Source organism: Anaerostipes sp. AF04-45 (assembly GCF_003461725.1).
Classification (GTDB): domain Bacteria; phylum Bacillota; class Clostridia; order Lachnospirales; family Lachnospiraceae; genus Anaerostipes; species Anaerostipes caccae.
The window spans coordinates 499,434-520,754 of sequence record NZ_QTXQ01000001.1 but is presented as its reverse complement, the minus strand read 5'-3'; the positions used below and the strand labels follow the sequence as shown (position 1 = coordinate 520,754).

At 46.6% G+C, this 21,321-nt stretch carries 23 protein-coding genes and 2 pseudogenes; 24 read left to right on the top strand and 1 reads right to left on the bottom strand.

What is annotated here, in order from left to right:
• The first annotated feature begins 1 nt into the window (after window position 1).
• The 14 genes and pseudogenes from DWV34_RS02760 (at window position 2) to DWV34_RS02695 (ending at window position 12,402) form a co-directional block, all read left to right on the top strand.
• Window positions 2–430, top strand: coding sequence for a DUF7768 domain-containing protein (locus DWV34_RS02760; RefSeq protein ID WP_118475355.1), 429 nt, complete (start codon window positions 2–4; stop codon window positions 428–430).
• Window positions 423–2,768, top strand: coding sequence for a virulence-associated E family protein (locus DWV34_RS02755; RefSeq protein WP_118475353.1), 2,346 nt, complete (start codon window positions 423–425; stop codon window positions 2,766–2,768). The genes DWV34_RS02760 and DWV34_RS02755 overlap by 8 nt, the downstream gene beginning before the upstream one ends.
• 153 nt (window positions 2,769–2,921) lie before the next feature.
• Window positions 2,922–3,203 (top strand): VRR-NUC domain-containing protein, encoded by a 282-nt coding sequence (locus DWV34_RS02750; protein WP_118475346.1) that lies wholly within the window; start codon window positions 2,922–2,924, stop codon window positions 3,201–3,203.
• Window positions 3,184–4,539 (top strand): SNF2-related protein, encoded by a 1,356-nt coding sequence (locus tag DWV34_RS02745; protein WP_118475344.1) that lies wholly within the window; start codon window positions 3,184–3,186, stop codon window positions 4,537–4,539. Before DWV34_RS02750 ends, DWV34_RS02745 begins: the two co-directional genes overlap by 20 nt.
• Window positions 4,536–4,760: a hypothetical protein gene (locus tag DWV34_RS02740; RefSeq protein WP_118475342.1), complete on the top strand. Its 225-nt coding sequence runs from the start codon at window positions 4,536–4,538 to the stop codon at window positions 4,758–4,760. The genes DWV34_RS02745 and DWV34_RS02740 overlap by 4 nt, the downstream gene beginning before the upstream one ends.
• A gap of 83 nt (window positions 4,761–4,843) precedes the next feature.
• Complete coding sequence (locus DWV34_RS02735) at window positions 4,844–5,185, top strand: DUF1492 domain-containing protein (RefSeq protein ID WP_330416952.1); 342 nt, start codon at window positions 4,844–4,846, stop codon at window positions 5,183–5,185.
• A 144-nt stretch (window positions 5,186–5,329) separates the two neighbouring features.
• Window positions 5,330–5,689, top strand: a complete 360-nt coding sequence (locus DWV34_RS02730) for an HNH endonuclease (protein WP_118475338.1) — start codon at window positions 5,330–5,332, stop codon at window positions 5,687–5,689.
• Between the two features lie 272 nt (window positions 5,690–5,961).
• Window positions 5,962–6,357 (top strand): terminase, encoded by a 396-nt coding sequence (locus DWV34_RS02725; RefSeq protein WP_243000799.1) that lies wholly within the window; start codon window positions 5,962–5,964, stop codon window positions 6,355–6,357.
• A gap of 2 nt (window positions 6,358–6,359) precedes the next feature.
• Entirely contained in the window at window positions 6,360–7,142 is a 783-nt protein-coding gene (locus tag DWV34_RS02720; protein WP_118475334.1) for an S-adenosylmethionine synthetase N-terminal domain-containing protein, read from the top strand.
• Between the two features lie 11 nt (window positions 7,143–7,153).
• Complete coding sequence (locus tag DWV34_RS02715) at window positions 7,154–8,419, top strand: site-specific DNA-methyltransferase (RefSeq protein ID WP_118475331.1); 1,266 nt, start codon at window positions 7,154–7,156, stop codon at window positions 8,417–8,419.
• A pseudogene (locus DWV34_RS02710) lies at window positions 8,412–8,645 on the top strand (DNA cytosine methyltransferase); the annotation flags it as partial. The gene DWV34_RS02715 and the pseudogene DWV34_RS02710, both read left to right, overlap by 8 nt.
• A gap of 85 nt (window positions 8,646–8,730) precedes the next feature.
• Entirely contained in the window at window positions 8,731–10,419 is a 1,689-nt protein-coding gene (locus tag DWV34_RS02705; protein WP_118475329.1) for a site-specific integrase, read from the top strand.
• Window positions 10,416–11,384 (top strand): tyrosine-type recombinase/integrase, encoded by a 969-nt coding sequence (locus DWV34_RS02700; protein ID WP_118475327.1) that lies wholly within the window; start codon window positions 10,416–10,418, stop codon window positions 11,382–11,384. Before DWV34_RS02705 ends, DWV34_RS02700 begins: the two co-directional genes overlap by 4 nt.
• Complete coding sequence (locus tag DWV34_RS02695; RefSeq protein ID WP_118475325.1) at window positions 11,377–12,402, top strand: tyrosine-type recombinase/integrase; 1,026 nt, start codon at window positions 11,377–11,379, stop codon at window positions 12,400–12,402. Before DWV34_RS02700 ends, DWV34_RS02695 begins: the two co-directional genes overlap by 8 nt.
• Window positions 12,403–12,410: 8 nt before the next feature.
• Here the strand turns inward: DWV34_RS02695 and DWV34_RS02690 are convergent, their stop codons facing one another.
• Window positions 12,411–13,298: a GIN domain-containing protein gene (locus DWV34_RS02690; RefSeq protein ID WP_118475323.1), complete on the bottom strand. Its 888-nt coding sequence runs from the start codon at window positions 13,296–13,298 to the stop codon at window positions 12,411–12,413.
• A gap of 230 nt (window positions 13,299–13,528) precedes the next feature.
• On the opposite strand from DWV34_RS02690, the gene DWV34_RS02685 reads away from it, so the two are divergent.
• The 10 genes and pseudogenes from DWV34_RS02685 to DWV34_RS02640 all read left to right on the top strand — a co-directional run bounded on the left by DWV34_RS02685 (window position 13,529) and on the right by DWV34_RS02640 (window position 21,321).
• Window positions 13,529–15,112, top strand: a complete 1,584-nt coding sequence (locus DWV34_RS02685) for a DNA cytosine methyltransferase (protein ID WP_118475321.1) — start codon at window positions 13,529–13,531, stop codon at window positions 15,110–15,112.
• A 99-nt stretch (window positions 15,113–15,211) separates the two neighbouring features.
• Window positions 15,212–15,931, top strand: a complete 720-nt coding sequence (locus DWV34_RS02680; RefSeq protein ID WP_118475319.1) for a virulence protein — start codon at window positions 15,212–15,214, stop codon at window positions 15,929–15,931.
• A pseudogene (locus DWV34_RS18075) lies at window positions 15,915–16,130 on the top strand (DUF4314 domain-containing protein); the annotation flags it as partial. The gene DWV34_RS02680 and the pseudogene DWV34_RS18075, both read left to right, overlap by 17 nt.
• A 163-nt stretch (window positions 16,131–16,293) precedes the next feature.
• On the top strand, window positions 16,294–16,470 hold the full coding sequence (locus DWV34_RS02670; RefSeq protein WP_118475315.1) for a DUF5049 domain-containing protein: 177 nt from the start codon (window positions 16,294–16,296) through the stop codon (window positions 16,468–16,470).
• A 150-nt stretch (window positions 16,471–16,620) separates the two neighbouring features.
• Complete coding sequence (locus DWV34_RS02665; protein WP_118475442.1) at window positions 16,621–18,189, top strand: terminase large subunit; 1,569 nt, start codon at window positions 16,621–16,623, stop codon at window positions 18,187–18,189.
• A gap of 79 nt (window positions 18,190–18,268) precedes the next feature.
• Window positions 18,269–18,622, top strand: a complete 354-nt coding sequence (locus tag DWV34_RS02660) for a DUF1413 domain-containing protein (RefSeq protein ID WP_158565671.1) — start codon at window positions 18,269–18,271, stop codon at window positions 18,620–18,622.
• Between the two features lie 3 nt (window positions 18,623–18,625).
• Window positions 18,626–18,856 (top strand): hypothetical protein, encoded by a 231-nt coding sequence (locus DWV34_RS02655; protein ID WP_118475311.1) that lies wholly within the window; start codon window positions 18,626–18,628, stop codon window positions 18,854–18,856.
• Window positions 18,857–18,882: 26 nt separating this feature from the next.
• Complete coding sequence (locus DWV34_RS02650; RefSeq protein WP_118475309.1) at window positions 18,883–19,248, top strand: hypothetical protein; 366 nt, start codon at window positions 18,883–18,885, stop codon at window positions 19,246–19,248.
• 80 nt (window positions 19,249–19,328) lie between these two features.
• Window positions 19,329–20,693, top strand: coding sequence for a phage portal protein (locus DWV34_RS02645; RefSeq protein WP_118475307.1), 1,365 nt, complete (start codon window positions 19,329–19,331; stop codon window positions 20,691–20,693).
• A complete protein-coding gene (locus tag DWV34_RS02640; RefSeq protein ID WP_118475305.1) occupies window positions 20,590–21,321 on the top strand; it encodes a head maturation protease, ClpP-related in 732 nt (243 codons plus the stop codon). Before DWV34_RS02645 ends, DWV34_RS02640 begins: the two co-directional genes overlap by 104 nt.

Sequence of the window (21,321 nt, the reverse complement as noted above, 5' to 3'; positions counted from 1 at the left end):
TATGGGAATCGATAAATTTAACTCTGAAGGTTACTATGACCCGACCTGTTATGAGGCAATGACCAATGTGGTAAAGGCGGACAGACAGTCCGCTTTCCGCCCTATGGTATACATCTGCTCCCCATTCTCCGGTGATACAGAATACAACACCGAACAGGCAAGAAAATACAGCCGTTTTGCTTATGAGAAGAATGCAATCCCTATGACGCCCCATTTACTGTATCCACAGTTTATGTCGGATGACAAACCGGAAGAACGCGCCGATGCCATGCATTTCAATTATGTTTTGCTTGGTAAGTGTAATGAGTTGTGGGTGTTCGGTGATGTGATTTCCAAAGGTATGGCTCATGAAATCGGTATTGCAAAAAAGAGAAATCAGACCATTCGTTGGTTCAATAAAGACTGTGAGGAGGTTAGCAAAAATGCGTGATTTAAATATTGCATACGGCAACAGCCGACAGGCAAAGACATGGGTCAATAAAACCATCGGCTTCGAGGAACTGAAAGAACGCCTTAAGGTGACCATTCGTACACCGGAGTCAGCAGAAGAATACGCCAAGATGAATAAGGCACAGCGTGATCAGGCAAAAGACCACGGCGGGTTTGTTGGCGGTGTCCTTAAGGGCGGCCGCAGAAAAATCGACACCGTGGAATCACGCTCTATGCTTTCTCTTGATGGTGACCGTATTACAACGGAATTTCTTGAGGCGTTTGAAGCAACCTTTCCATATACTTCTGTGCTTTATACTACGCACAGTAGTACAGAAGAAAATCCGAGGGCAAGAATCGTATGTCCTCTGACCCGTGATGTGGCACCGGAGGAGTTCGTTGCCGTATCCCGCTATGTGGCTCAAATGCTCGGTATCGACTATTTTGACGAGTGTTCGTACCTTCCCAATCAGCTGATGTACTGGCCGTCCACTCCGCAGAATGGTGCTTTTGTGTATAAGGAAACGGACGGCGGTTGGCTTGACCCCGATGAAATCCTCAATGCCCATCCGGAATGGACTGACCTTACAAGACTGCCTACTTCATCCAGAGAAAGTAAGGCAAACAGTGTTACACAGCAGAAGGTACAGGACCCACTTTCGAAGGAAGGTGTGGTAGGTCTTTTTAACCGTGTATATTATCCAATTTCCAAGGCTTTGGAGGTATTTCTCTCAGATGTATATGAGCCAACAGAAAATGAGAGCCGTTGGCATTTTATCCAGTCAAGCAGTATGGCGGGCGTGGAAATCAAAGAGGATAAGTTTGTCTATAGCCACCATGCCAAAGACCCTGCATACCTTAAATTGTGCAATGCTTTTGATATTGTTCGTATCCATCGATTCGGGGATAAGGATGACAAGGCATCCTTTAACGCAATGTGTGAGTTTGCCATGAAGCAGGATGATGTAAAACTCCTTGCTGCCAATGAACGCTTGGCACAGGCAGACGCAGAGTTTTCTGCTGTGGACGATGATTGGAAGAAAAAACTCCACTATCAGCCGAGGTCGAGTCTTCTTGAAAACAGCGTATATAATCTGAACCTTATTCTTAACAATGACCCTGATTTTCAGAATTTCGCTTTCAACGAGATGGCAAATCGTATTCAGATTACAGGTCCTCTTCCTTGGGAGCGTCCTGCCGGAAATGAATTCTGGCGTGATGCGGATACGGCACAGCTTAAGTCCATTATCGATATTCGCTATCTGCCTTTTTCCAGCCGTAACCACGATGTTGCTTTTACCAAGGCTGCCGATGACCGTCACTTTCACCCTGTCCGTGATTATTTGGACAGTCTGCCTGAGTGGGATGGGGTTAAGCGTGTGGAAGACCTCTTTATCAAATATCTGCAGGCAGATGATACGGAATATGTACGCACGGTTACAAGAAAAACCTTTGCAGCCGCCGTTGCCCGTATCTATGTTCCCGGCATTAAGTTTGACTGTGTTCCCGTGCTTGACGGTGAACAAGGTATTGGTAAGTCCACAATTGTGAAAGACCTTGTGGGTTCGGAGTATTATTCAGAAACCCTGTCCCTTACGGATATGGATGATAAATCCGGTGCAGAAAAACTGCAGGGGTTCTGGGCAGTGGAAATTGGCGAACTTGCAGGTATGAAGAAGGCTGACATTGAGAAAGTGAAAGCGTTTCTTTCCACCTGCGATGACAAGTACAGACCTTCCTATGGTCGAGTGGTGGAATCTCATCCAAGACAGTGCATTATCATTGCCACGGTTAACGGTGAGCGTGGATATCTGCGTGATATTACGGGTAACCGCCGTTTTTGGATTATCAAGGTGCATCAGAAGAAGCAGAAAAAGACCTGGAACTTTACCGATGAATACCGTCAGCAGTTTTGGGCAGAGGCAAAAGCCATCTGGAAGTCCGGCGAGGAACTTTTCTTAAGAGATGATATGCTCGCAGAGGCTGAAAAGATACAACAGTCTGCGATGGAAGTAGACGAGCGTGTAGGTATGGTGGAAGAGTATCTGAACACCTTACTTCCGACCGATTGGGACAGCATGGATTTGTACCAAAGACGAAACTTCCTGCAAGGCAGTGAGTTTGGTCAGCCTGATCATAAAGGTGTGGTGGCTCGTACCGAAGTCAGCAATCCGGAAATTTGGTGCGAGTGTTTTGGTAAAAATCTGCAGGAATTGAAGCCTTCGGACAGCTATGCCATTGCAGCGTTGATGAGTCAAATCAGTGGTTGGGAGCGTACCAACAGTATCAAGCGTCAGCCGATTTATGGCAGGCAGCGACTTTACAAATTCGGAGGTTAAGAACACAAGAATGCGACACAACACAACTATTTCCCTTATATTCGAAATGGCTTTTATTAAGGGTATAAGTAAAAAACACCTGTGTATAGGCGCGTAAGGAATATATAGGGAATGGTTGTGACTTTGTGTTCTTGTGTCAGATGAGGTGTAGACATGAGAGAACAGATGATAGAGAAAAAATTCACGGACGCAGTGAAGAAAATGGGAGGTATCGCACCGAAGTTTGTAAGTCCCGGTTTAGATGGTGTGCCAGACCGACTTGTGCTTTTGCCAATGGGAAGAATGGCATTTGTGGAATTCAAGGCTCCCGGCAAAAAGATGCGTCCTTTACAGATAAGACGTAAAAAGCAGTTGGAAAGCCTCGGCTTTCAGGTTTACTGCGTTGACAGTATAGAACAGATTGGAGGTGTGATTGATGCAATACAATCCGCATGAATATCAGACGTATGCAACGAACTTCATATTGGAACATCCCGTGGCGGCGGTTCTGCTTGAAATGGGTCTTGGTAAGAGTGTCATCACACTGACTGCCATTTATGAATTGATGCTGAACCGATTCGAAGTAGAAAAGGTGCTTGTGATTGCTCCTCTTCGAGTGGCAAGGGATACATGGCCTGCGGAAATCGAAAAGTGGGAGCATCTGAAAGGTCTTACTTATTCCGTAGCAATCGGAACAGAGGCAGAAAGGCTTGCAGCCTTAAAGCGTCCCGCCCACCTGTACTTAATCAACCGTGAAAATGTGGACTGGCTTATTACAAAAAGCCATCTCCCCTTTGATTATGACATGGTGGTGATTGATGAATTATCCTCCTTCAAATCCTATGCAGCAAAAAGGTTCAAAAGCCTTCTGAAAGTAAGACCCCGCGTAAAGCGTATGGTAGGTCTTACGGGCACTCCCTCTGGTAACGGACTTATGGATTTGTGGGCAGAGTTCCGTGTGCTTGATATGGGTCAGAGGCTTGGAAGGTACATCACCCATTATCGTAACAACTTCTTTGTACCGGATAAGAGAAATCAGCAGATGATTTTTTCTTACAAGCCAAAACCTGGTGCGGAGGATGCCATTTATAAGCTGATTTCGGATATTACGATTTCCATGAAGTCAGCGGACTTCCTAAAAATGCCGGAGTGCATTATCAACGAAGTGCCTGTTGCCTTATCGGAAAAAGAGTGGTCTGTCTACCATGACCTTCGAGAGGATATGGTGGTTGCCCTTAAGGATGAGGAGATTGATGCCGTAAATGCCGCGGCGCTTTCCGGAAAATTGTTGCAGATGGCAAATGGTGCGGTCTACAACGAAGAAAAAGAGGTCATCCGTATTCATGACAGAAAACTGGATGCCCTTGAGGATTTGATTGAAGCTGCCAACGGTAAGCCTGTACTTGTTGCATATTGGTATAACCACGATTTACAGAGAATCAAACAGCGTTTTTCTGTAAGGGAGATTAAGACCTCCCAGGATATCAAAGATTGGAACAACGGAAAAATCCCTGTTGCTGTTATTCACCCTGCCAGTGCAGGGCACGGTCTGAATATCCAGTTCGGAGGCTCCACGATTATATGGTTTGGGTTGACATGGTCACTGGAACTGTATCAGCAGACCAACGCCCGCTTATGGAGACAGGGTCAGAACGACACCGTGGTCATCCACCATATCATTGCCAAGGATACCATTGACGAGGATGTGATGGCGGCACTTCGCAAGAAGGAAAAAATCCAGTCGGCACTGATTGATTCCGTGAAAGCAAGAATCGGAGGTGCTGCCCATTGAGTGACCCTTATGAAAATCTTGCAAACAGCATCGTCTTGTTAGCCGTAAAGGACTACAGGGATGCCCTTAAAAAATTAAAAAAATGGCCAAGAAACGAGGCCGCCCAGATAATGAAAGCCGAGGTGGAGAGGTTCTTCCGTTCTGCATGGTATAGAGAACTTACCTCTGTTGATGGGGAGTATCTGATATCAAAATTACAAGCGGAGGTGGAAGACAAGTGAAAGTAAAGGAATATTTACGTCAAAGCTATCGCCTTGACCAAAGAATACATTCAGATTTGGAGGAAGTAGAGCGTTTGCGTGAAATGGCAAGCAGCGTTTCTTCCCCAAGATACGATATCGACCGTGTTATGACTTCGAGAAGCAATGATGCTCCTTTTGTCAGATGCCTGGATAAGATTATGGATCTGGAGGATAAAATCCATGCCGAAGTTACTAAGCTGATGGCTTTGAAGGAGCAAATCCGTGAGGTTATTGATGAAGTGACTGATACGGATGAACGCATGGTGCTGCGTTACCGTTATATTCATAATCTGACATGGGAACAGATTGGGGACGAACTCCATGCTGACAGGACTACGGTGTATCGTTGGCATAACAGTGCGGTTAATCATGTGAAGTTGCCGGAAAATCCGATTCAGATTTGAGGTTTGCAACACTTTGCAACACTTTGCAACATGATACCACAGTGGCATTTATGATATGATATAATCAGCGAAAAGCAGAATGAAACGAGGCCTTGAGGGAGCAATCCTTCAGGGCTTTTCTTATGCCCAAGGGAGGTGAAGCAAGTGCCAAGAAGACCAAAGCGTCCCTGTTCTTTCCCAGGATGTCCTAACCTAACAGATGGGAGATTCTGCGAGGAACATGAAAAGCAGGAAAACAAACGATACGAAACCTATGACCGTGACCCTGCCGTAAGAAAACGCTACGGGAGAGCGTGGAAAAGGATAAGAGATTCCTATGCCGCCGCCCATCCGCTGTGTGAGAAGTGTTTGGAGGACGGAAGGTTCGTGCCGACCGAAGAGATACATCATAAGCTGCCTTTGTCAAAGGGTGGAACTCATTCAAGAGAAAATCTGATTGCTCTTTGTAAGTCCTGTCACGCAAAAATTCACGCAGAAAATGGCGAGCGTTGGCATAATCACTGACCCGGTAGGGGCGGTCAAATCTCCGGGACCTATATCCCGTGCAACGGGCGTGGGGGTTCGTGTGAAAAAATTGCGTATTCAAAAGGGTAATAGGCCCAGACAGGAAAGGCGGTGAAAATGTGCCAACAAAATCGAATAATACAGGCGGCCGTGGCGGAAAGCGTCCGGGTGCAGGTCGTAAGCCGAAAGCCACACTTGAAAAGGCTCAAAACGGCAACCCCGGCGGTCGCAAACTTACGATGTTAGATATCCCCGATGTGGAGGGTATCCAGATGCCGAAACCAAATGAACTGCTCAGTGCAAAGCAGCGTGACGGTACGGAACTGAGAGCCAAGCAGATTTACGAAGATACCTGGAATTGGCTCAATTCCATCGGCTGTGCGGGTTATGTTTCTCCGCAGACCATTGAGCGTTATGCCATGTGCGTGGCAAGATGGCTGCAATGCGAGGAGATGACTAACGAACTTGGATTTTTATCCAAACATCCGACAACCGGAAAACCCGTCACATCCCCGTTTATCAACATCGGCATCAACTACATGAACCAAGCCTCAAGGCAGTGGGATAACATCATGCAAATTGTAAAAGAAAACTGTTCCGTGGACTTCTCCGGTACCAATCCGAATGATGACCTGGAACGATTATTGCACCAGAGAAAGGGGTTCTAATTATGATTGAAAAAGTAAATCCGAGCCATCCGGATAAGGTGGCAGACAGAATTGCAGGAGCCATTGTAGATCTGGCTTATGCAAATGACAGCAATCCGAAAATTGCAGTGGAGGTATTAATCGGTCATGGCGTGTGCCATGTCGTTATCGAAACCACAGCCGATTTGAATAAAGCAGATATTATCCGCATTGTACATCGCATCGCAGGTGTGATGGATACGGACATTGTTATCGTTCCCCAGGATAAGCATCTGACAGGCAATCAGAAAAACGGTGTCCGTTGCGGTGATAACGGCATTTTTAAGGGTATGCCTCTGACACTGGAGCAAAAGGAACTTTCCCGCATTGCCCGAAATATTTATGACAGATGTCCTTATGACGGAAAGTACATCAAGGACGGCACTCGCCTGATCATCTGTCAGAGCAATGTAAAAACAGAAGATTTGCAGATGCTTTTTGCCGATGCAGAAATCAATCCGCTCGGTGACTGGACTGGCGGTACGGATGTAGATACGGGAGCAACCAATCGTAAACTCGGTTCTGATATGGCAGATTCCGTAACAGGCGGCGGTCTTCACGGCAAAGACCTATCCAAGGCAGATGTGTCTGTAAATATCTATGCCTTCCTTAAGGCACAGGAAACCGGAAGACCTGTGGAACTTTGCTGTGCCATCGGTGATGATACGATTGATGGCATCCCTTATTCTGAAGTGGTAACAATTGCAAATGATTTTATACAGAAACTCGGCGGCTTTGAAAAATTCGCTGAATGGGGTCTGTACTAAGGAGGGCGCATATGGGAAGAACAACTACACAAATGGAATTAGTGTCCATTTCAAAATTAGTGCCGTATGTAAATAATGCCCGCACCCATTCTCCGGAGCAGATTATGAAACTGCGTTCCTCCCTGCGAGAGTTCGGATTTATCAATCCTGTCATTATTGATAAGGATTTCGGTATCATTGCCGGACACGGCCGTGTGATGGCAGCCAAAGAAGAAGGTATCGATGAAGTCCCTTGTGTTTTCGTAGATTACCTTACCGAAGCACAGAAGAAAGCCTATATTCTTGCTGATAACCGTATGGCTATGGATGCAGGCTGGGATGAAGAACTGTTGAAAATTGAAATCGAAGCACTGCAGGGTGTGGATTTTGATATCGGTCTTGCAGGCTTTGATGATGATGAAATTGCAGACCTCTTTGCAGGAGATGATAAATCCGATGTGGAAGAGGATGATTTCGATTTGAACGATGCTTTGGAACAGGCTGCCTTTGTGGAACGTGGTGATGTATGGACAGTTGGCAGGCACAGACTGATGTGCGGTGATGCCACAAATCCCGATGATGTTGCTACGCTGATGGATGGTAAGAAAGCAAATCTTGTGCTGACCGACCCTCCGTATAATGTTGCCTTTGAAAGTTCCGATGGTCTGTCCATTAAAAACGATAAAATGGCAAGTGAGAAGTTTTATGAATTCCTGCTTTCAGCATTTCAGAACATGGCTGCCCACCTGGAAAAAGGCGGTGCTGCGTATGTGTTCCATGCTGACACCGAAGGCTTGAATTTCCGTAAGGCATTTATCGATGCAGGTTTTCACCTTTCCGGCTGTTGCATTTGGGTCAAGAACTCTCTGGTGCTTGGCAGAAGTGATTATCAGTGGCAGCACGAACCTGTGCTTTACGGTTTTCTCCAGAACGGAAAGCATTATTGGAGTAAGAACGCAGGCAGAAGTCAGACCACCATCTGGAACTTCGATAAGCCAAAGAAAAATAAAAACCATCCGACTTCCAAGCCACTTGACCTGTTGGCATATCCTATCGGCAACTCCAGCCGTGAAAATTCCATCGTGGTCGACACCTTTGGCGGCAGTGGTTCTACGCTGATGGCTTGCGAGAAAACAAACCGCATCTGCCATACGATGGAACTGGATGAAAAATACGCATCGGTTATCCTTCGCAGATATGTGGAAGATACTGGTGATGCAGATAATGTATATGTTGTCCGTAACGGCGAGCGTATTCCTTATGCCGACCTTGTGAAGGAGGTTGGTACAGATGAATAAGAAACCTATGACCCTCGGCAGCCTCTTTGATGGCTCCGGGGGATTTCCTTTAGGAGGCTTGATTTCTGGTATCATCCCTTTGTGGGCATCGGAAGTTGAGCCTTTTCCTATTCGTGTAACAAGTAGGCGTATTCCACATATGAAACACCTCGGTGACATTTCCGGTATCAACGGCGCGGAAATCGACCCTGTAGACATCATCACTTTTGGCAGTCCCTGCCAAGATTATGCCGAGGAAATAGTTATCCCGAAGTTTAAGCCACCGCCCTTGTAAATAAAGGGATTGTGGCCGAAAACTTCGGGATAACAGAATGGAATCCATCGTTTACTTGCATAATAAAAAAGCAGGTTTTCACCTGACTATCCGGAAATGCGAGGTAAAACGAATGGACACATTTAATCTACAAGGGGCCGCTGAACAGTCATTACGGCTGTTGGAGCAAGGCGGCTCAAGTGCAAAGACGGTCAAAGAGTATCGAACCACAGGGTTTGGCGCAATTATCCGCCATTTCACCCGAAAGGGAGTTATGGATGTGAACGACGAAATGCTTGATACCTTTGTGCTGGAGCAGCGCGAACATTTTGAGCGGGGTGAGTTTTCCGAATGGAAATGGCGGCTGGTCCGGCGTGGGAGTGAATTGCTCAAACACTTTGCACAAACCGGTACAGTAGAGTTGACAGAACTCAGACCCTGGGAACCTGTTTTGAGAAAACCACGCCAAAGTGTTGAACTGGACATGCCAACACCTGAACAACTGGCCGACCCCGACGATCTTTTCGCACTGATTTGGCGAGTGAAGCAAGAGCTTCTCAAAGTGGGGCTGACGAAACGAACAGTGCGGCATTATACGGTCGAAGGAATGACAATCATCTTGCGCAGGCACACAGAGCAAGGACTGGCACACTATTCTGAATCGCTGGCATCCGACATAGTGTCGGAAATACGAAGCAAATATGAGCAAGGGCTTACCTCACGGGTTTCATACCAGAACCTGCGCAAAGCGAGTTTCCTTCTGGCTGAAATGCACCGAACCGAAGATATTACTCTCTGCAAGGTTCCAGATTGGGGACAACGCGAACCGGCTCCCGAATTTGCAGCCTTGCTTCTCCATTTCTGCGACAATGCTAACCGCACCGGCATACTTGCGGGCAGCACGGTCAAGACGGCCCGAAGCGCCATACGCACCTTTTTCTTCGAACTGAAAGCACGCGGCAGGATATCCTTTGACGGCATCACTTTGGCAGAGATCAGCGACACCATAACCCATATGGCAACTCGGTATACCGGCGGCCTGCACTCGGCTATCTTTTCCGTCCGGGTATTTCTCCTGCATTTGTATGAAAACAATTTCACGCCGGAGAACCTGAGCCTTGCGGTTCCTGAGATGGCCGCACGCAGAACTGTATTCCGAGAGGGTTTTACCTTTGATGAAACAGCGTGCCTGCTGAATGAGCCAGATTTAGCAACGGCTGTCGGTAAGCGCGATTACGCTATGATGCTTTTGTCCGCCCAAACCGGCCTGCGCGCCTGTGATGTTGTAAATCTCAAACGGGAGGACATTGACTGGCGGGCCCGGGAAATTAACATTGTTCAGCAGAAAACGGGCAAGCCGCTGAGCCTGCCTCTTGAACCTGAAAGCGGCAACGCAATCGCGGACTATCTGCTCCATGCCCGCCCGGAAAGTGATCTGCCGTATATTTTCCTGTGTCACACCGGCACTCTGCGCCCCATCAACAACCGCAGCGCCAGCGCCCTTGTGACAAAGTATCTGCACCGTGCAAAGATTGCTTCAGATATTCCTCGCCGGGGTTTCCACAGCTTCCGGCGGGCGTTTGGAACCCGGCTGCTGCAAAACGAGATACCGCTTGAATTGCTTCGACAACTTTTGGGGCATTCAAAAATTGATTCGGCAAAACCGTATCTCTCCGTAGATGAGCAAGGCCTGAAAACCTGCGCTCTGGGGCTTGTGCCTTGCGGGAAGGTTGGTGATTTGGCATGACATACACGTTTGAAAGCCTTTTTGCCGAGCATCTGCGCGGGTTTGTACAGCAAAAGAATGCTGTCGGATTTCCGTATGACGAATCGTTACGGCTGCTGCGCGATTTCGACCGGTTCTGCCTTGACAGGTTCCCCTCTGAAACCGCTTTGACTAAAGAAATATGCTTGGCTTGGGCGGTCCGAAAGAATACGGAGGGCAACAACACCTTTCGCAATCGCTTAATGCCGGTCAGGGAATTTGCTCGTTACCTAAACCGCTGCGGGGAACCAGCCTTTGTGCTTCATCCCAATTTCGCAAAGAAAGGCCAGCGGTACATCCCACACATTTACAGCGAGGAAGAAATCGCTGAACTGTGGGATGTTTTAGACCATCTGCGGCCACGCAAGGGCTATCCTATCCGCCATTTTGTTCTTCCAACTCTTGTCCGGCTATTGTATTGCTGTGGCCTGCGCCCCTGCGAGGCCCGAAAACTCCGGACTGCCGATGTGGATTTGGAAAAGGGACGCTTGGACATTATGGAGAGCAAGGGTCACAAAAGCCGCATTGTGATGATGGCGGATGACGTTGTTGAAGTGTGCAGGCGGTATGATGAAATTGTTTCACGGCTTATGCCGGGACGTGAGCTGTTCTTTCCCAATTCCAATGAAAATCTGTACACCAAAGAGTGGCTGGAAAAGACATTTCGCATTGTTAAAGCCAAAGCAAGAATCGGGACATCCGGAGAGCATTCCCCCAGACTTTATGACTTCCGGCACACATTCGCAACGCACCGTTTGTACCAGTGGATGCGCGATGGCAAGGACGTAACCGCTATGCTGCCATATCTCAGCGCGTATATGGGACACGCGCAGTTAAGCGACACACACTACTATATCCACTTGGTTCCGGGCCTGTTTGAAAAAATGGCGGGGTTTGACTATTCAGCGTCAGAACATCTTTTGCCGGAGGTGGAGTGCGATGAATGATTTTTTTAATACTATCAGAAGTTTTCTGTTGGAGTATCTGCCCAACCAAAGATGCTTTAGCGAAAATACGGTTCGATCCTACCGCCAGGCACTGAATCTTCTCATTTTGTATTTGCGAACGGAACAAAGGCTGTCCATTAAGCAAATACGGTTTGATACCATGAACAGAGAGGTGATTCTGAATTTCCTTGATTGGCTGGAAAATGACCGGCACTGCGGTGCCAATACCCGCAATCAACGGCTTATGGTGTTGCGCTCATTTTTTGATTACGCCGGGGAGCTCGACTGCACGCAGATTGCATTAAGCGTAACCGTCCAGAATATTCCGATTAAGGCACCGCAAAGCAAGGTGGTGGAGTATCTGTCGGAAACAGCGTTGGAGGTTTTGCTGAAACAGCCAGATCCGACAAAACGAACCGGGCTGCGCAATCTGTTTTTCATGGTGCTGATGTATGATACAGCCGCGCGTTGCGGTGAACTTTTGGGCATGAAGGTTCGTGATCTGCGTATTAAGGTTCAGCATCCCATTGCCTATTTGCACGGCAAAGGAAGCAAGACCCGCACGGTACCTTTGCTTGCCGGAACAGTTCAGCATTGTGAGCGGTATTTGCGTACATTCCATACCAATGAACCGGCGGACAGTGAAAAACCTTTATTCTACACCGTTATTCATGGAATACAGCAGCCTATGTCCGCAGATACGGTGGCGCTGTTTCTGAAAAAATATGGAGATTTGGCTTGCCGTGCCTGTCCGGAGGTCCCGCCGCATATCCATGCGCATATGCTCAGGCATACCAGAGCAATGCACCTGTACCACCAAGGAATGCCGATGATGTTGCTTTCTGAATATCTCGGTCATGCCAGTGAGGAAACAACCAAAGTATATGCCTACGCGGATACCGAAATGAAGCGCGCGGCGATTGACAAGGCTGATATTGTTCGAGGCAACGCTCCACCGCCCGTGCCGGTTTGGATTAATGATGATGAAATGATCCTCAAATTATCTGGATTACTTTGAGTGCGCTATTATCTTCCTATCTTCAACACCCTTATGCATCCAGAGCCATTCTCTTGCGTGGTGTACTCATCAAGTACATGTGCAATCATCATATTCCCAGAACCTGAAAGAGTTAAGGCGGCTGTTTTAACTAATGCTCCGATCATGAGATCTCCAGATCCGCTAATTTGAACATCTAAATTTTCCATCGTTCCCGTTAATATGTCGATACTCCCTGACCCAGAAATACGACCATACAGACTACCATTTAATTCATCGGCAACTAAACTTCCACTACCTGAGATGTTAAGTTCTGCATTTTCTAATTTGATTGCACTGATTGATGTTGAACCTTTGATTTTTGCTTTTAAGTTGGAAATTGGGACATGAGAAAAGATGTTGCCTGTACCAGAACCATTGACATACAGGCTGTGGAGGACATTACACTTAATTTCAATATACCCAAAATCTTCTGACAATCGCGGAGGAAGCCGCTTGCCATTAACCCAAACGTTTCCCATATCAATATGGATGTTGCTTTTACTCTTGGGCGTTTCAATACAAAGTTCATCTCCGCGTTGATAAACGGAGCTGTTTTCAACAAAATCATCCGATCCGCCAATTGACACAAGGCACTCACTACCTTCGTTAGGGAGAATGACAACATTATTCATATCTCCGCCTACACTAAGCTGCGTAATGGCATTAAATTTCAGTTGCTCTTTAAATATCTCATTCATTGGCGGCCACAACGGCAAATCTTTAATGATAATTTCTCCGGGACCCTTGTTGATAACTGTTCGTGTTGCAACATTAACAGAACTGCCATCGGCAAAGGTAAAAATATACCCATTGTTTTTAAAGACTTCCTTGTTGCTCAGAATCATCATCTCTTGGCTCTCAAATATTCTATTCATGATTAACTTCCTCCTCTGTAGTTTTGGCGGGCTCACGGCAGCTCAATTAAAAAGATTATACCATGTCTTCAACTCTGCGTCACAGGACAAGCAATAAAGCGTAGATAAATATTTATTATCCCGAAGTTTTTGACCGCAATCCCTTTATCTACAGGGACAACGTCTTAAACTTCGGGATAACTTTTTCCTCGGCATAATCTTGGTTATTCCGATGTCGGGATAACACTGATATGAGCGTCGCGGGAAAACGCAGCGGTCTTGATGGTGAGCGTTCCTGCTTGTTCTACGAAGCAATCCGAATCGTAAAAGAAATGAGGTGTAAAACCAATGGTGAGTATCCAAGATACATCGTGTGGGAAAATGTCCACGGCGCCTTCTCCTCAAACGCAGGAGAAGATTTCAAAGCCGTCCTTGAGGCAGTTGCGTCCGTCAAAGGCCACTATGCTGTTCCTTGTCCTCCAAAAGGAAAATGGACAGGAGCAGGAGAAATCCTGGGAGATGATTTCAGCATCGCATGGAGATGCGTTGACGCGCAGTTTTGGGGAGTTCCCCAGAGAAGAAGACGTATCTATCTTGTCGCAGATTTTAATGGCGGGTGTGCCGGAAAAATATTATTTGAGTCAGAAGGCCTGTTTGGGAATCTTGAACCGAGCCGATGCCCGTGGAAAAGAACTGCCGGAACTTCTGAAGAAAGCACTCCTGCGACAGGCATCGTCTTAAACGACCAGGGTGGCAGCCGTATGGATGTCACTGAAGAGTTTACCTGTCCCCTTCGTGCCGAAGCTCATCATCCGCCTTGTGTGATGGAATCGGCAGGCTTTTGTACGGAGCATTCTGCTAACAGCCGTGGCATTGGATATGAGGCGGAAAAATCTCCGACACTTCGAGCCGGAGTTGTTCCCGCCACTGTGTATGAAAATCATTCACAGGACACTCGTTATGTTGGTCCTCTTTCCGTTGCACAGACTGTCGCAGCAACCTACGGCACAGGCGGTAACAATCAGCCGTTTGTGGTCGAGCCGACAGCCTTTGGAGTTTGCTCCAAAGACAGCAACGCCATGAAATCAGCTAATCCCAACAGCGGTTTTTATAAAGCGGACACTTCCCGTACTCTGGACGGCAACGGTGGAAATCCATCATGTAACCAGGGCGGTATTGCTATTGTGGAAGGTAACGGTTCAAGACCATCCCATCACGGTAATGGCTATTCGGAAAGTGATGTCATGTATACCTTAAATACCGTAGACCGCCACGCAGTGGTTTATGCCATTGACCGTGAAAGCTATAACTGCGGTCAGAATTTTGCAAGGAATATGGGTATCAGTGATGAGGGTGTCAATTCCACACTGAAAGCCACGGGACCCGATGCGGTTGCCGTTCCCACCTACTCAAGCAGCAAGGCATCGTTTTTTACTTCTGCGGAAGAGGAACTTGCCAATACTTTAGTAGCTACAGATTACAAAGACCCTCCGTTGGTCAATGACACCGATGCGGATCTGGAATACATTGTCCGTAGGCTGACCCCTACGGAATGTGCAAGGCTCCAGGGATTCCCGGATTGGTGGTGCGATGACCTTGGTGTAAAACTTCCCTCGGAAGAGGAACTCACCCGTTGGACAGAAATCTTTGAAACACATCGTAAGATTGTGGGAACATCAAGCAAACCGAAAACACGGAAACAAATCTTCAAGTGGCTGCAGAACCCGCATTCCGACTCGGCAGAGTATAAGATGTGGGGCAACGGTGTGGCACTGCCTAATGTGGTTTATGTGCTGACAGGAATCGTGTACTATACACAAAATGAAGGGGTGTAAAACTACAACAATTCTCCCTTATATTTTGCACATATTACTTGCTATTTTGAGCCTTTAGAGTGATATATGTAGTACCGAAAATTAAAGGAGGTACTCAACATGAGATTTGAATTTAATGTAACAGGAAGTGACCGTAAGGCACTGGTTACGGCAATGGGAGAAATTCTGGATGTAAAACCAAAGTACATGGGAATGCCCAGCATGAATTACGAAGTGGATTATTTCACAGTAACCAAAGAAGGTGCGGTGGAGTTTGATGACAGAGCCGACAGTGAGGAAATCGAGCAGTTGCTTGAGAAACTTGCTGACAAAGGCTTTGTCGTAGCACCCGCAGAAATGGCACAGGCTTGGCTTGATGCGAGAGCCGAGGAAATGGCTGATGAAGAACCAGAAACGCTACAGGACGAAACTGTGGGGCTTACGGTGGCGATTCCTTTGGATAAGGTATCACTTGGCAATCTGACGAATCTTTTGGATGCTAAGGGCAGCCTTATTAAAAAGGCATTGGGCATTGAGGCAACACCAATCGAAGTCGGAGAGGATAGGATTTCCTTCCCTTGGTTTGAGAGCGGTTTGAATGCTGATGAGGTCAAGACATACAGCCACTTCATTGCTGCCCTTTGTGAGATGAGTCGAAATCAGAAACGCATTAACGCCACGGATAAAGCAGTGGACAACGAGAAATATGCATTCCGATGCTTTCTTCTGAGACTTGGTTTTATCGGCAACGAATACAAGGATGAGAGGAAAATCCTGCTCCGCAACCTTTCCGGCAGCAGTGCTTTTAAGGGAGGTGCGAAGCATGAGATTTCCGAATAAAGAAATTGTGGAACAGGTTCGAAAGGAATATCCCGTAGGCTGCCGAGTGGAACTGGTGCAGATGGATGATATGCAGGCACCTCCGGTTGGTACAAAGGGTACGGTCAGAGGCGTGGACGATACTGCCTCCATCATGGTCAGATGGGATACGGGTTCCGGCTTGAATGTGGTGTACGGTGTCGATATTTGTCGAAAACTGGACGCAGTACAGATTACCTGCTACGGTAAGACGGAAACTTGGGACAGCAGAAAAGAAGCAGCAGATTTTTACCTTCGTGCCATCGCAGGCTCCGAGGGCAGTGAATGTGAACGCTACACAAAAATCTACACGGAGTTGCTTATGGGCAAGGAGGTCTGCACTGATGAATAAAGTGAAGGAACAGATTTTCGCCATCAGAGCCACAGGTCGAACCAATATGTTTGATATCCCGATGGTACAGTACATTGCCAACGAGATGCACTTTTACGAATTGGTGGTCTACCTTGAGGAACACCGAAAGGAATACACCCATTTCATTCTCACGGGTGAATTTGAATAAGAAAATCCTGCATAAGGTCAGGACGGAGCCGTAAGGCTCTGTTCCTCGTATACACGGTCGCACCGAATATGGTGGCGGCTATTTTTTATGCCATTTTCAAGGAGGTGACGACATTTGCGAAAATTGATAAATTATAAACCAACCCGCTTTATGGCGGAGGGCAGCTATTACGATAAGGATGCCGCCGACCACGCAGTATGTTTTATCGAAAAATTCTGCTGTCATACCAAAGGTACATGGGATGGAAAGCCATTTGAACTGATTGACTGGCAGGAACAGATTATCCGAGATATCTTTGGTGTCTTGAAACCAAACGGATACAGGCAGTTCAACACAGCCTATATCGAGATACCGAAAAAACAAGGCAAGTCAGAATTGGCAGCGGCAGTGGCGCTGTATCTTTTATGTGCTGATTTTGAACCGGGTGCAGAAGTTTACGGCTGTGCTGCGGATAAAGACCAGGCACGAATTGTATTTGACGTTGCTTTGGAAATGGTAAGGCGAAGTCCACTGCTTAAAAATAAAATGACCATCCAGGCAAGCCAAAAGACAATGACCTACAATCCTACAGGAAGTAAATATAAGGCACTGTCTGCGGATGTGGCAAATAAGCATGGTTTCAATACCCACGGTGTTATTTTTGATGAGCTGCATACCCAACCGAACAGAAAACTGTTTGATGTAATGACCAAGGGTTCCGGTGATGCAAGAATGCAGCCGCTTTATTTCCTGATTACAACGGCGGGAAATGATACACAGTCCATCTGCTATGAAACGCACCAAAAGGCAAAGGATATCATCGAAGGTCGAAAAGTTGACCCTACCTTCTACCCTGTGATTTATGGTGCAGAAGATGATGATGACTGGACAGACCCGGAAGTATGGAAGAAAGCCAATCCTTCCCTTGGTGTGACGGTTGGTATCGATAAGGTTCAGCAAGCCTGTGAACAGGCAAAGCAAAATCCCGGTGAAGAGAATGCATTCCGACAGTTAAGACTAAATCAGTGGGTCAAGCAGGCTGTTCGTTGGATGCCGATGGCGGTTTGGGATGCCTGTGCATTTTCTACCGATAAATCGGAACTGGAAGGGCGTGTCTGCTACGGCGGTCTTGACCTTTCAAGTACAACGGATATCACTGCATTCGTGTTGGTGTTCCCACCGGAAGATGAGGATGATAAATATATCATTCTTCCTTACTTCTGGATTCCGGAAGATAATATCGACCTGCGTGTACGCCGTGACCACGTACCGTATGACATTTGGGAACGTCAGGACTTGCTTATGACTACCGAAGGAAATGTAGTCCATTATGGCTACATTGAGAAATTCATCGAGTCTTTGGGTGAGAAATATAACATCCGTGAAATTGCCTATGACCGTTGGGGTGCTGTCCAGATGGTTCAGAACCTTGAGGGTATGGGATTTACAGTAGTACCTTTTGGGCAGGGATATAAAGATATGTCGCCTCCTACAAAGGAACTGATGAAACTTGCGATGGAGAAGAAACTGGCTCATGGCGGGCATCCCGTTCTTCGTTGGATGATGGATAACATCTACATCAAGACGGACCCTGCCGGAAACATCAAAGCAGATAAAGCCAAATCCACAGAGAAGATTGACGGTGCCGTTGCTACGATTATGGCGCTTGACCGTGCGATTCGTTGTGGTAATAGCAATAGTGCCTCGGTTTATGATGACCGTGGAATTTTATTTATTTAACCCCTTGCATTTTCTGATTATGTGTGCTAATATTAGATTACAAAATATTATAACACATTATCAGAAAGAGGTGTTGAGCATGGCAGTAACTGTCTCCGTTACATTAACTGATGAAGAATATGAGGAGGTTTTGGTTAAATCAAAAGCAATAGGTTTATCTGTTGCACAGTATGTAAAGAAGTATCCAATCTCAGTAGATGATTTTGATAGCAGATATTCATATCTTAAGGAACAGGCACTTTTACAGCCCGCAGGAGTTCCATTTACGGTTATGTCTTTGTTTGATGATTGGGATACTATCCCACGAGGAGTAAAACTGTCGCTGGGAAGAAATTTTTATCATCTTGTAAAGAGGGAAACCCAAGAACTAATTCAGATAAAACCTGCGGGAAAAACAAGTTCCAATGTTCAGCTATATGTTAAGGAGGGATAATCGATGCAACCAGATTATGTAAAAAGAAGAGTGGAGCGAGAAATTGTAGACACGATGAGAAAATATCCAAGGGGTCGAGATACAAGAAAACTGATATCAGAAGTATTGGGAAATCTTCAAAAAACTTACCCATCTCTTAACAGGCATCATGTTGCAGGTATGTTGGCTTGGATTCTCAAAAAGTATAATTTTTCATTAACTACACGCTATCCCGGATTTATGGTTAGTGTGTGAAACTAAAGATTCTGGAGGAATGTAAAATGTTATATTCAGTTGATTCTATGAAATATGTGACAACCTTGCCTCATAGCAAGGATTATGATAACTGGAGAAATCATATTTCTGACGCAGACTACGATAAGGTAGTAGATGCTATTAACGAACTGGTTGATACAAAAGAAATTAACACTGCAGGGTGGATGCCTGGTAGCAATTGGGATGGTACAGTGTATGAACCCCTATATTATGCCTGTGGTAAGAACCAAACTCAGGCTGGTATGTTCTTTGGACTGATTGTCTTTAAGACTCTTATGGACAGAGAAGATAAAGTTTGGGGATTCGGTAGATATGGGGATATTAAAAGTATGACATATTTTGTGCTTGATAATCCTCCACCTAAAAAGTAAATAACTATTATGGATTAGCATCTGTCAAAAACGGCAGGTGCTTTTCTTATGCCTATTTTTAAGAAGGGAGCGTGATTCTTATGGGAATTTTATCTGGAATATTCAAAGCAAGAGATAAGCCCGAAAACAGAACGGCGGGCAGTGCCTATACCTTTTATATGGGTGGCTCGACTTCCGGCAAAAATGTAACGGAACGTTCTGCGATGCAAATGACAGCGGTGTATTCCTGTGTCCGTATCCTGGCAGAAGCAGTAGCAGGACTTCCCCTGCACCTATACAGATATAATGCCGATGGTGGCAAAGAAAAAGCCATCGACCATCCGCTTTATCGACTGCTCCATGATGAGCCGAATCCGGAAATGAGTTCTTTCGTATTCCGAGAAACACTCATGACCCATCTGCTTTTGTGGGGTAATGCTTATGCCCAGGTCATTCGTAACGGTAAGAACGAGGTGGTTGCCCTTTATCCTCTGATGCCAAACAAGATGTCAGTGGACAGGGATGAAAACGGGCATCTGTACTACACCTATTACCGTGGCTCGGATGAAGCTATTAAAAATAAAGAATTTGCGGTAACGCTTCAGCCTTCCGATGTGCTGCATATCCCCGGACTCGGCTTTGATGGATTGGTGGGATATTCCCCAATTGCTATGGCCAAGAACGCCATCGGCATGGCTATTGCCTGTGAGGAGTACGGTGCCAAGTTCTTCGCCAACGGTGCAACGCCGGGTGGAGTGTTGGAACATCCGGGTACTATCAAAGACCCACAGAGAGTTAGGGAGAGTTGGCAGGCGGCCTTTGGTGGCAGTGCCAATGCCAATAAGGTCGCAGTTTTGGAAGAAGGAATGAAGTATACTCCGATTTCCATTTCTCCGGAACAGGCACAGTTCCTGGAAACTCGTAAATTCCAAATCAATGAAATTGCTCGAATTTTCAGAGTCCCTCCCCATATGGTGGGTGACCTTGAGAAGTCGAGCTTTTCTAATATTGAGCAGCAATCCCTTGAATTTGTGAAATACACTTTGGACCCGTGGGTCATCCGTTGGGAGCAGTCCATTATGAGGGCATTGCTTTCCAATACAGAAAAGAAGGACTATTTCGTGAAATTCAATCTGGAAGGTCTGCTCCGTGGTGATTATCAAAGCCGTATGAACGGCTACGCCATTGGCCGCCAGAACGGTTGGATGAGTGCAAACGATATCCGTGAACTGGAAAACCTCGACCGTATTCCTACGGAAGAAGGCGGCGACCTTTACCTTATTAACGGCAATATGCTCCCCTTAAAAGATGCGGGTGCTTTTGCAAATACACCTGACAATGACGGAAAGGAGGAAAAACCCGATGAAGAAGTTCTGGAAGTGGAAGAACCAGGCACAGACGGAAACGATGCCGGAGGCGAGGACACTGTTTCTGAACGGAACAATCGCAGAAGAAAGCTGGTTTGATGATGATGTCACACCACAGCTTTTCAAGGATGAACTGATGGCAGGCTCCGGAGATATTACCGTTTGGATTAACTCGCCCGGCGGTGACTGTGTGGCGGCTGCCCAAATCTACAATATGCTGATGGACTATCAGGGCAATGTCACGGTCAAGATTGACGGTATCGCTGCCTCCGCAGCATCCGTGATTGCGATGGCAGGCACAAAGGTGCTGATGTCCCCTGTGTCTATGATGATGATTCATAATCCGATGACGGTTGCTTTCGGTGATTCTGCGGAAATGCAGAAAGCCATCGAAATGCTGGCGAGCGTGAAGGATTCCATCATCAATGCCTATGAAATCAAGACAGGATTGTCCCGCACAAAGCTGTCACACCTTATGGACGCTGAAACATGGATGGATGCAAATAAGGCCGTGGAACTCGGCTTTGCAGATGAAATCATGCAGCGTTCCGACAGTGCCGAGGATATGGAGCTACCTGCGGTTTCCATGCTTTATTCCAAGGCAAATGTGGTCAATTCCCTTATGGACAAGGTTGCCGCCAAGTGTGCAATCAAGTCCGAACCAACCCGTAAAACCAAAGCCGATGACCTTATGGCAAGGCTAAATCTTATCAAAAACTGGAGGTAA

What these genes read in the sequence shown, in the direction of transcription:
- DWV34_RS02760 (WP_118475355.1), top strand. Translation starts at nt 2, where the DNA reads ATGGGAATCGATAAATTTAACTCTGAAGGTTACTATGACCCGACCTGT.
- DWV34_RS02755 (WP_118475353.1), top strand. Translation starts at nt 423, where the DNA reads ATGCGTGATTTAAATATTGCATACGGCAACAGCCGACAGGCAAAGACA.
- DWV34_RS02750 (WP_118475346.1), top strand. Translation starts at nt 2,922, where the DNA reads ATGAGAGAACAGATGATAGAGAAAAAATTCACGGACGCAGTGAAGAAA.
- DWV34_RS02745 (WP_118475344.1), top strand. Translation starts at nt 3,184, where the DNA reads ATGCAATACAATCCGCATGAATATCAGACGTATGCAACGAACTTCATA.
- DWV34_RS02735 (WP_330416952.1), top strand. Translation starts at nt 4,844, where the DNA reads ATGGCAAGCAGCGTTTCTTCCCCAAGATACGATATCGACCGTGTTATG.
- DWV34_RS02725 (WP_243000799.1), top strand. Translation starts at nt 5,962, where the DNA reads ATGCCGAAACCAAATGAACTGCTCAGTGCAAAGCAGCGTGACGGTACG.
- DWV34_RS02720 (WP_118475334.1), top strand. Translation starts at nt 6,360, where the DNA reads ATGATTGAAAAAGTAAATCCGAGCCATCCGGATAAGGTGGCAGACAGA.
- DWV34_RS02715 (WP_118475331.1), top strand. Translation starts at nt 7,154, where the DNA reads ATGGGAAGAACAACTACACAAATGGAATTAGTGTCCATTTCAAAATTA.
- DWV34_RS02705 (WP_118475329.1), top strand. Translation starts at nt 8,731, where the DNA reads ATGGAATCCATCGTTTACTTGCATAATAAAAAAGCAGGTTTTCACCTG.
- DWV34_RS02700 (WP_118475327.1), top strand. Translation starts at nt 10,416, where the DNA reads ATGACATACACGTTTGAAAGCCTTTTTGCCGAGCATCTGCGCGGGTTT.
- DWV34_RS02695 (WP_118475325.1), top strand. Translation starts at nt 11,377, where the DNA reads ATGAATGATTTTTTTAATACTATCAGAAGTTTTCTGTTGGAGTATCTG.
- DWV34_RS02690 (WP_118475323.1), bottom strand. Translation starts at nt 13,298, where the DNA reads ATGAATAGAATATTTGAGAGCCAAGAGATGATGATTCTGAGCAACAAG.
- DWV34_RS02685 (WP_118475321.1), top strand. Translation starts at nt 13,529, where the DNA reads ATGAGCGTCGCGGGAAAACGCAGCGGTCTTGATGGTGAGCGTTCCTGC.
- DWV34_RS02680 (WP_118475319.1), top strand. Translation starts at nt 15,212, where the DNA reads ATGAGATTTGAATTTAATGTAACAGGAAGTGACCGTAAGGCACTGGTT.
- DWV34_RS02670 (WP_118475315.1), top strand. Translation starts at nt 16,294, where the DNA reads ATGAATAAAGTGAAGGAACAGATTTTCGCCATCAGAGCCACAGGTCGA.
- DWV34_RS02665 (WP_118475442.1), top strand. Translation starts at nt 16,621, where the DNA reads ATGGCGGAGGGCAGCTATTACGATAAGGATGCCGCCGACCACGCAGTA.
- DWV34_RS02660 (WP_158565671.1), top strand. Translation starts at nt 18,269, where the DNA reads ATGGCAGTAACTGTCTCCGTTACATTAACTGATGAAGAATATGAGGAG.
- DWV34_RS02655 (WP_118475311.1), top strand. Translation starts at nt 18,626, where the DNA reads ATGCAACCAGATTATGTAAAAAGAAGAGTGGAGCGAGAAATTGTAGAC.
- DWV34_RS02650 (WP_118475309.1), top strand. Translation starts at nt 18,883, where the DNA reads ATGTTATATTCAGTTGATTCTATGAAATATGTGACAACCTTGCCTCAT.
- DWV34_RS02645 (WP_118475307.1), top strand. Translation starts at nt 19,329, where the DNA reads ATGGGAATTTTATCTGGAATATTCAAAGCAAGAGATAAGCCCGAAAAC.
- DWV34_RS02640 (WP_118475305.1), top strand. Translation starts at nt 20,590, where the DNA reads ATGAAGAAGTTCTGGAAGTGGAAGAACCAGGCACAGACGGAAACGATG.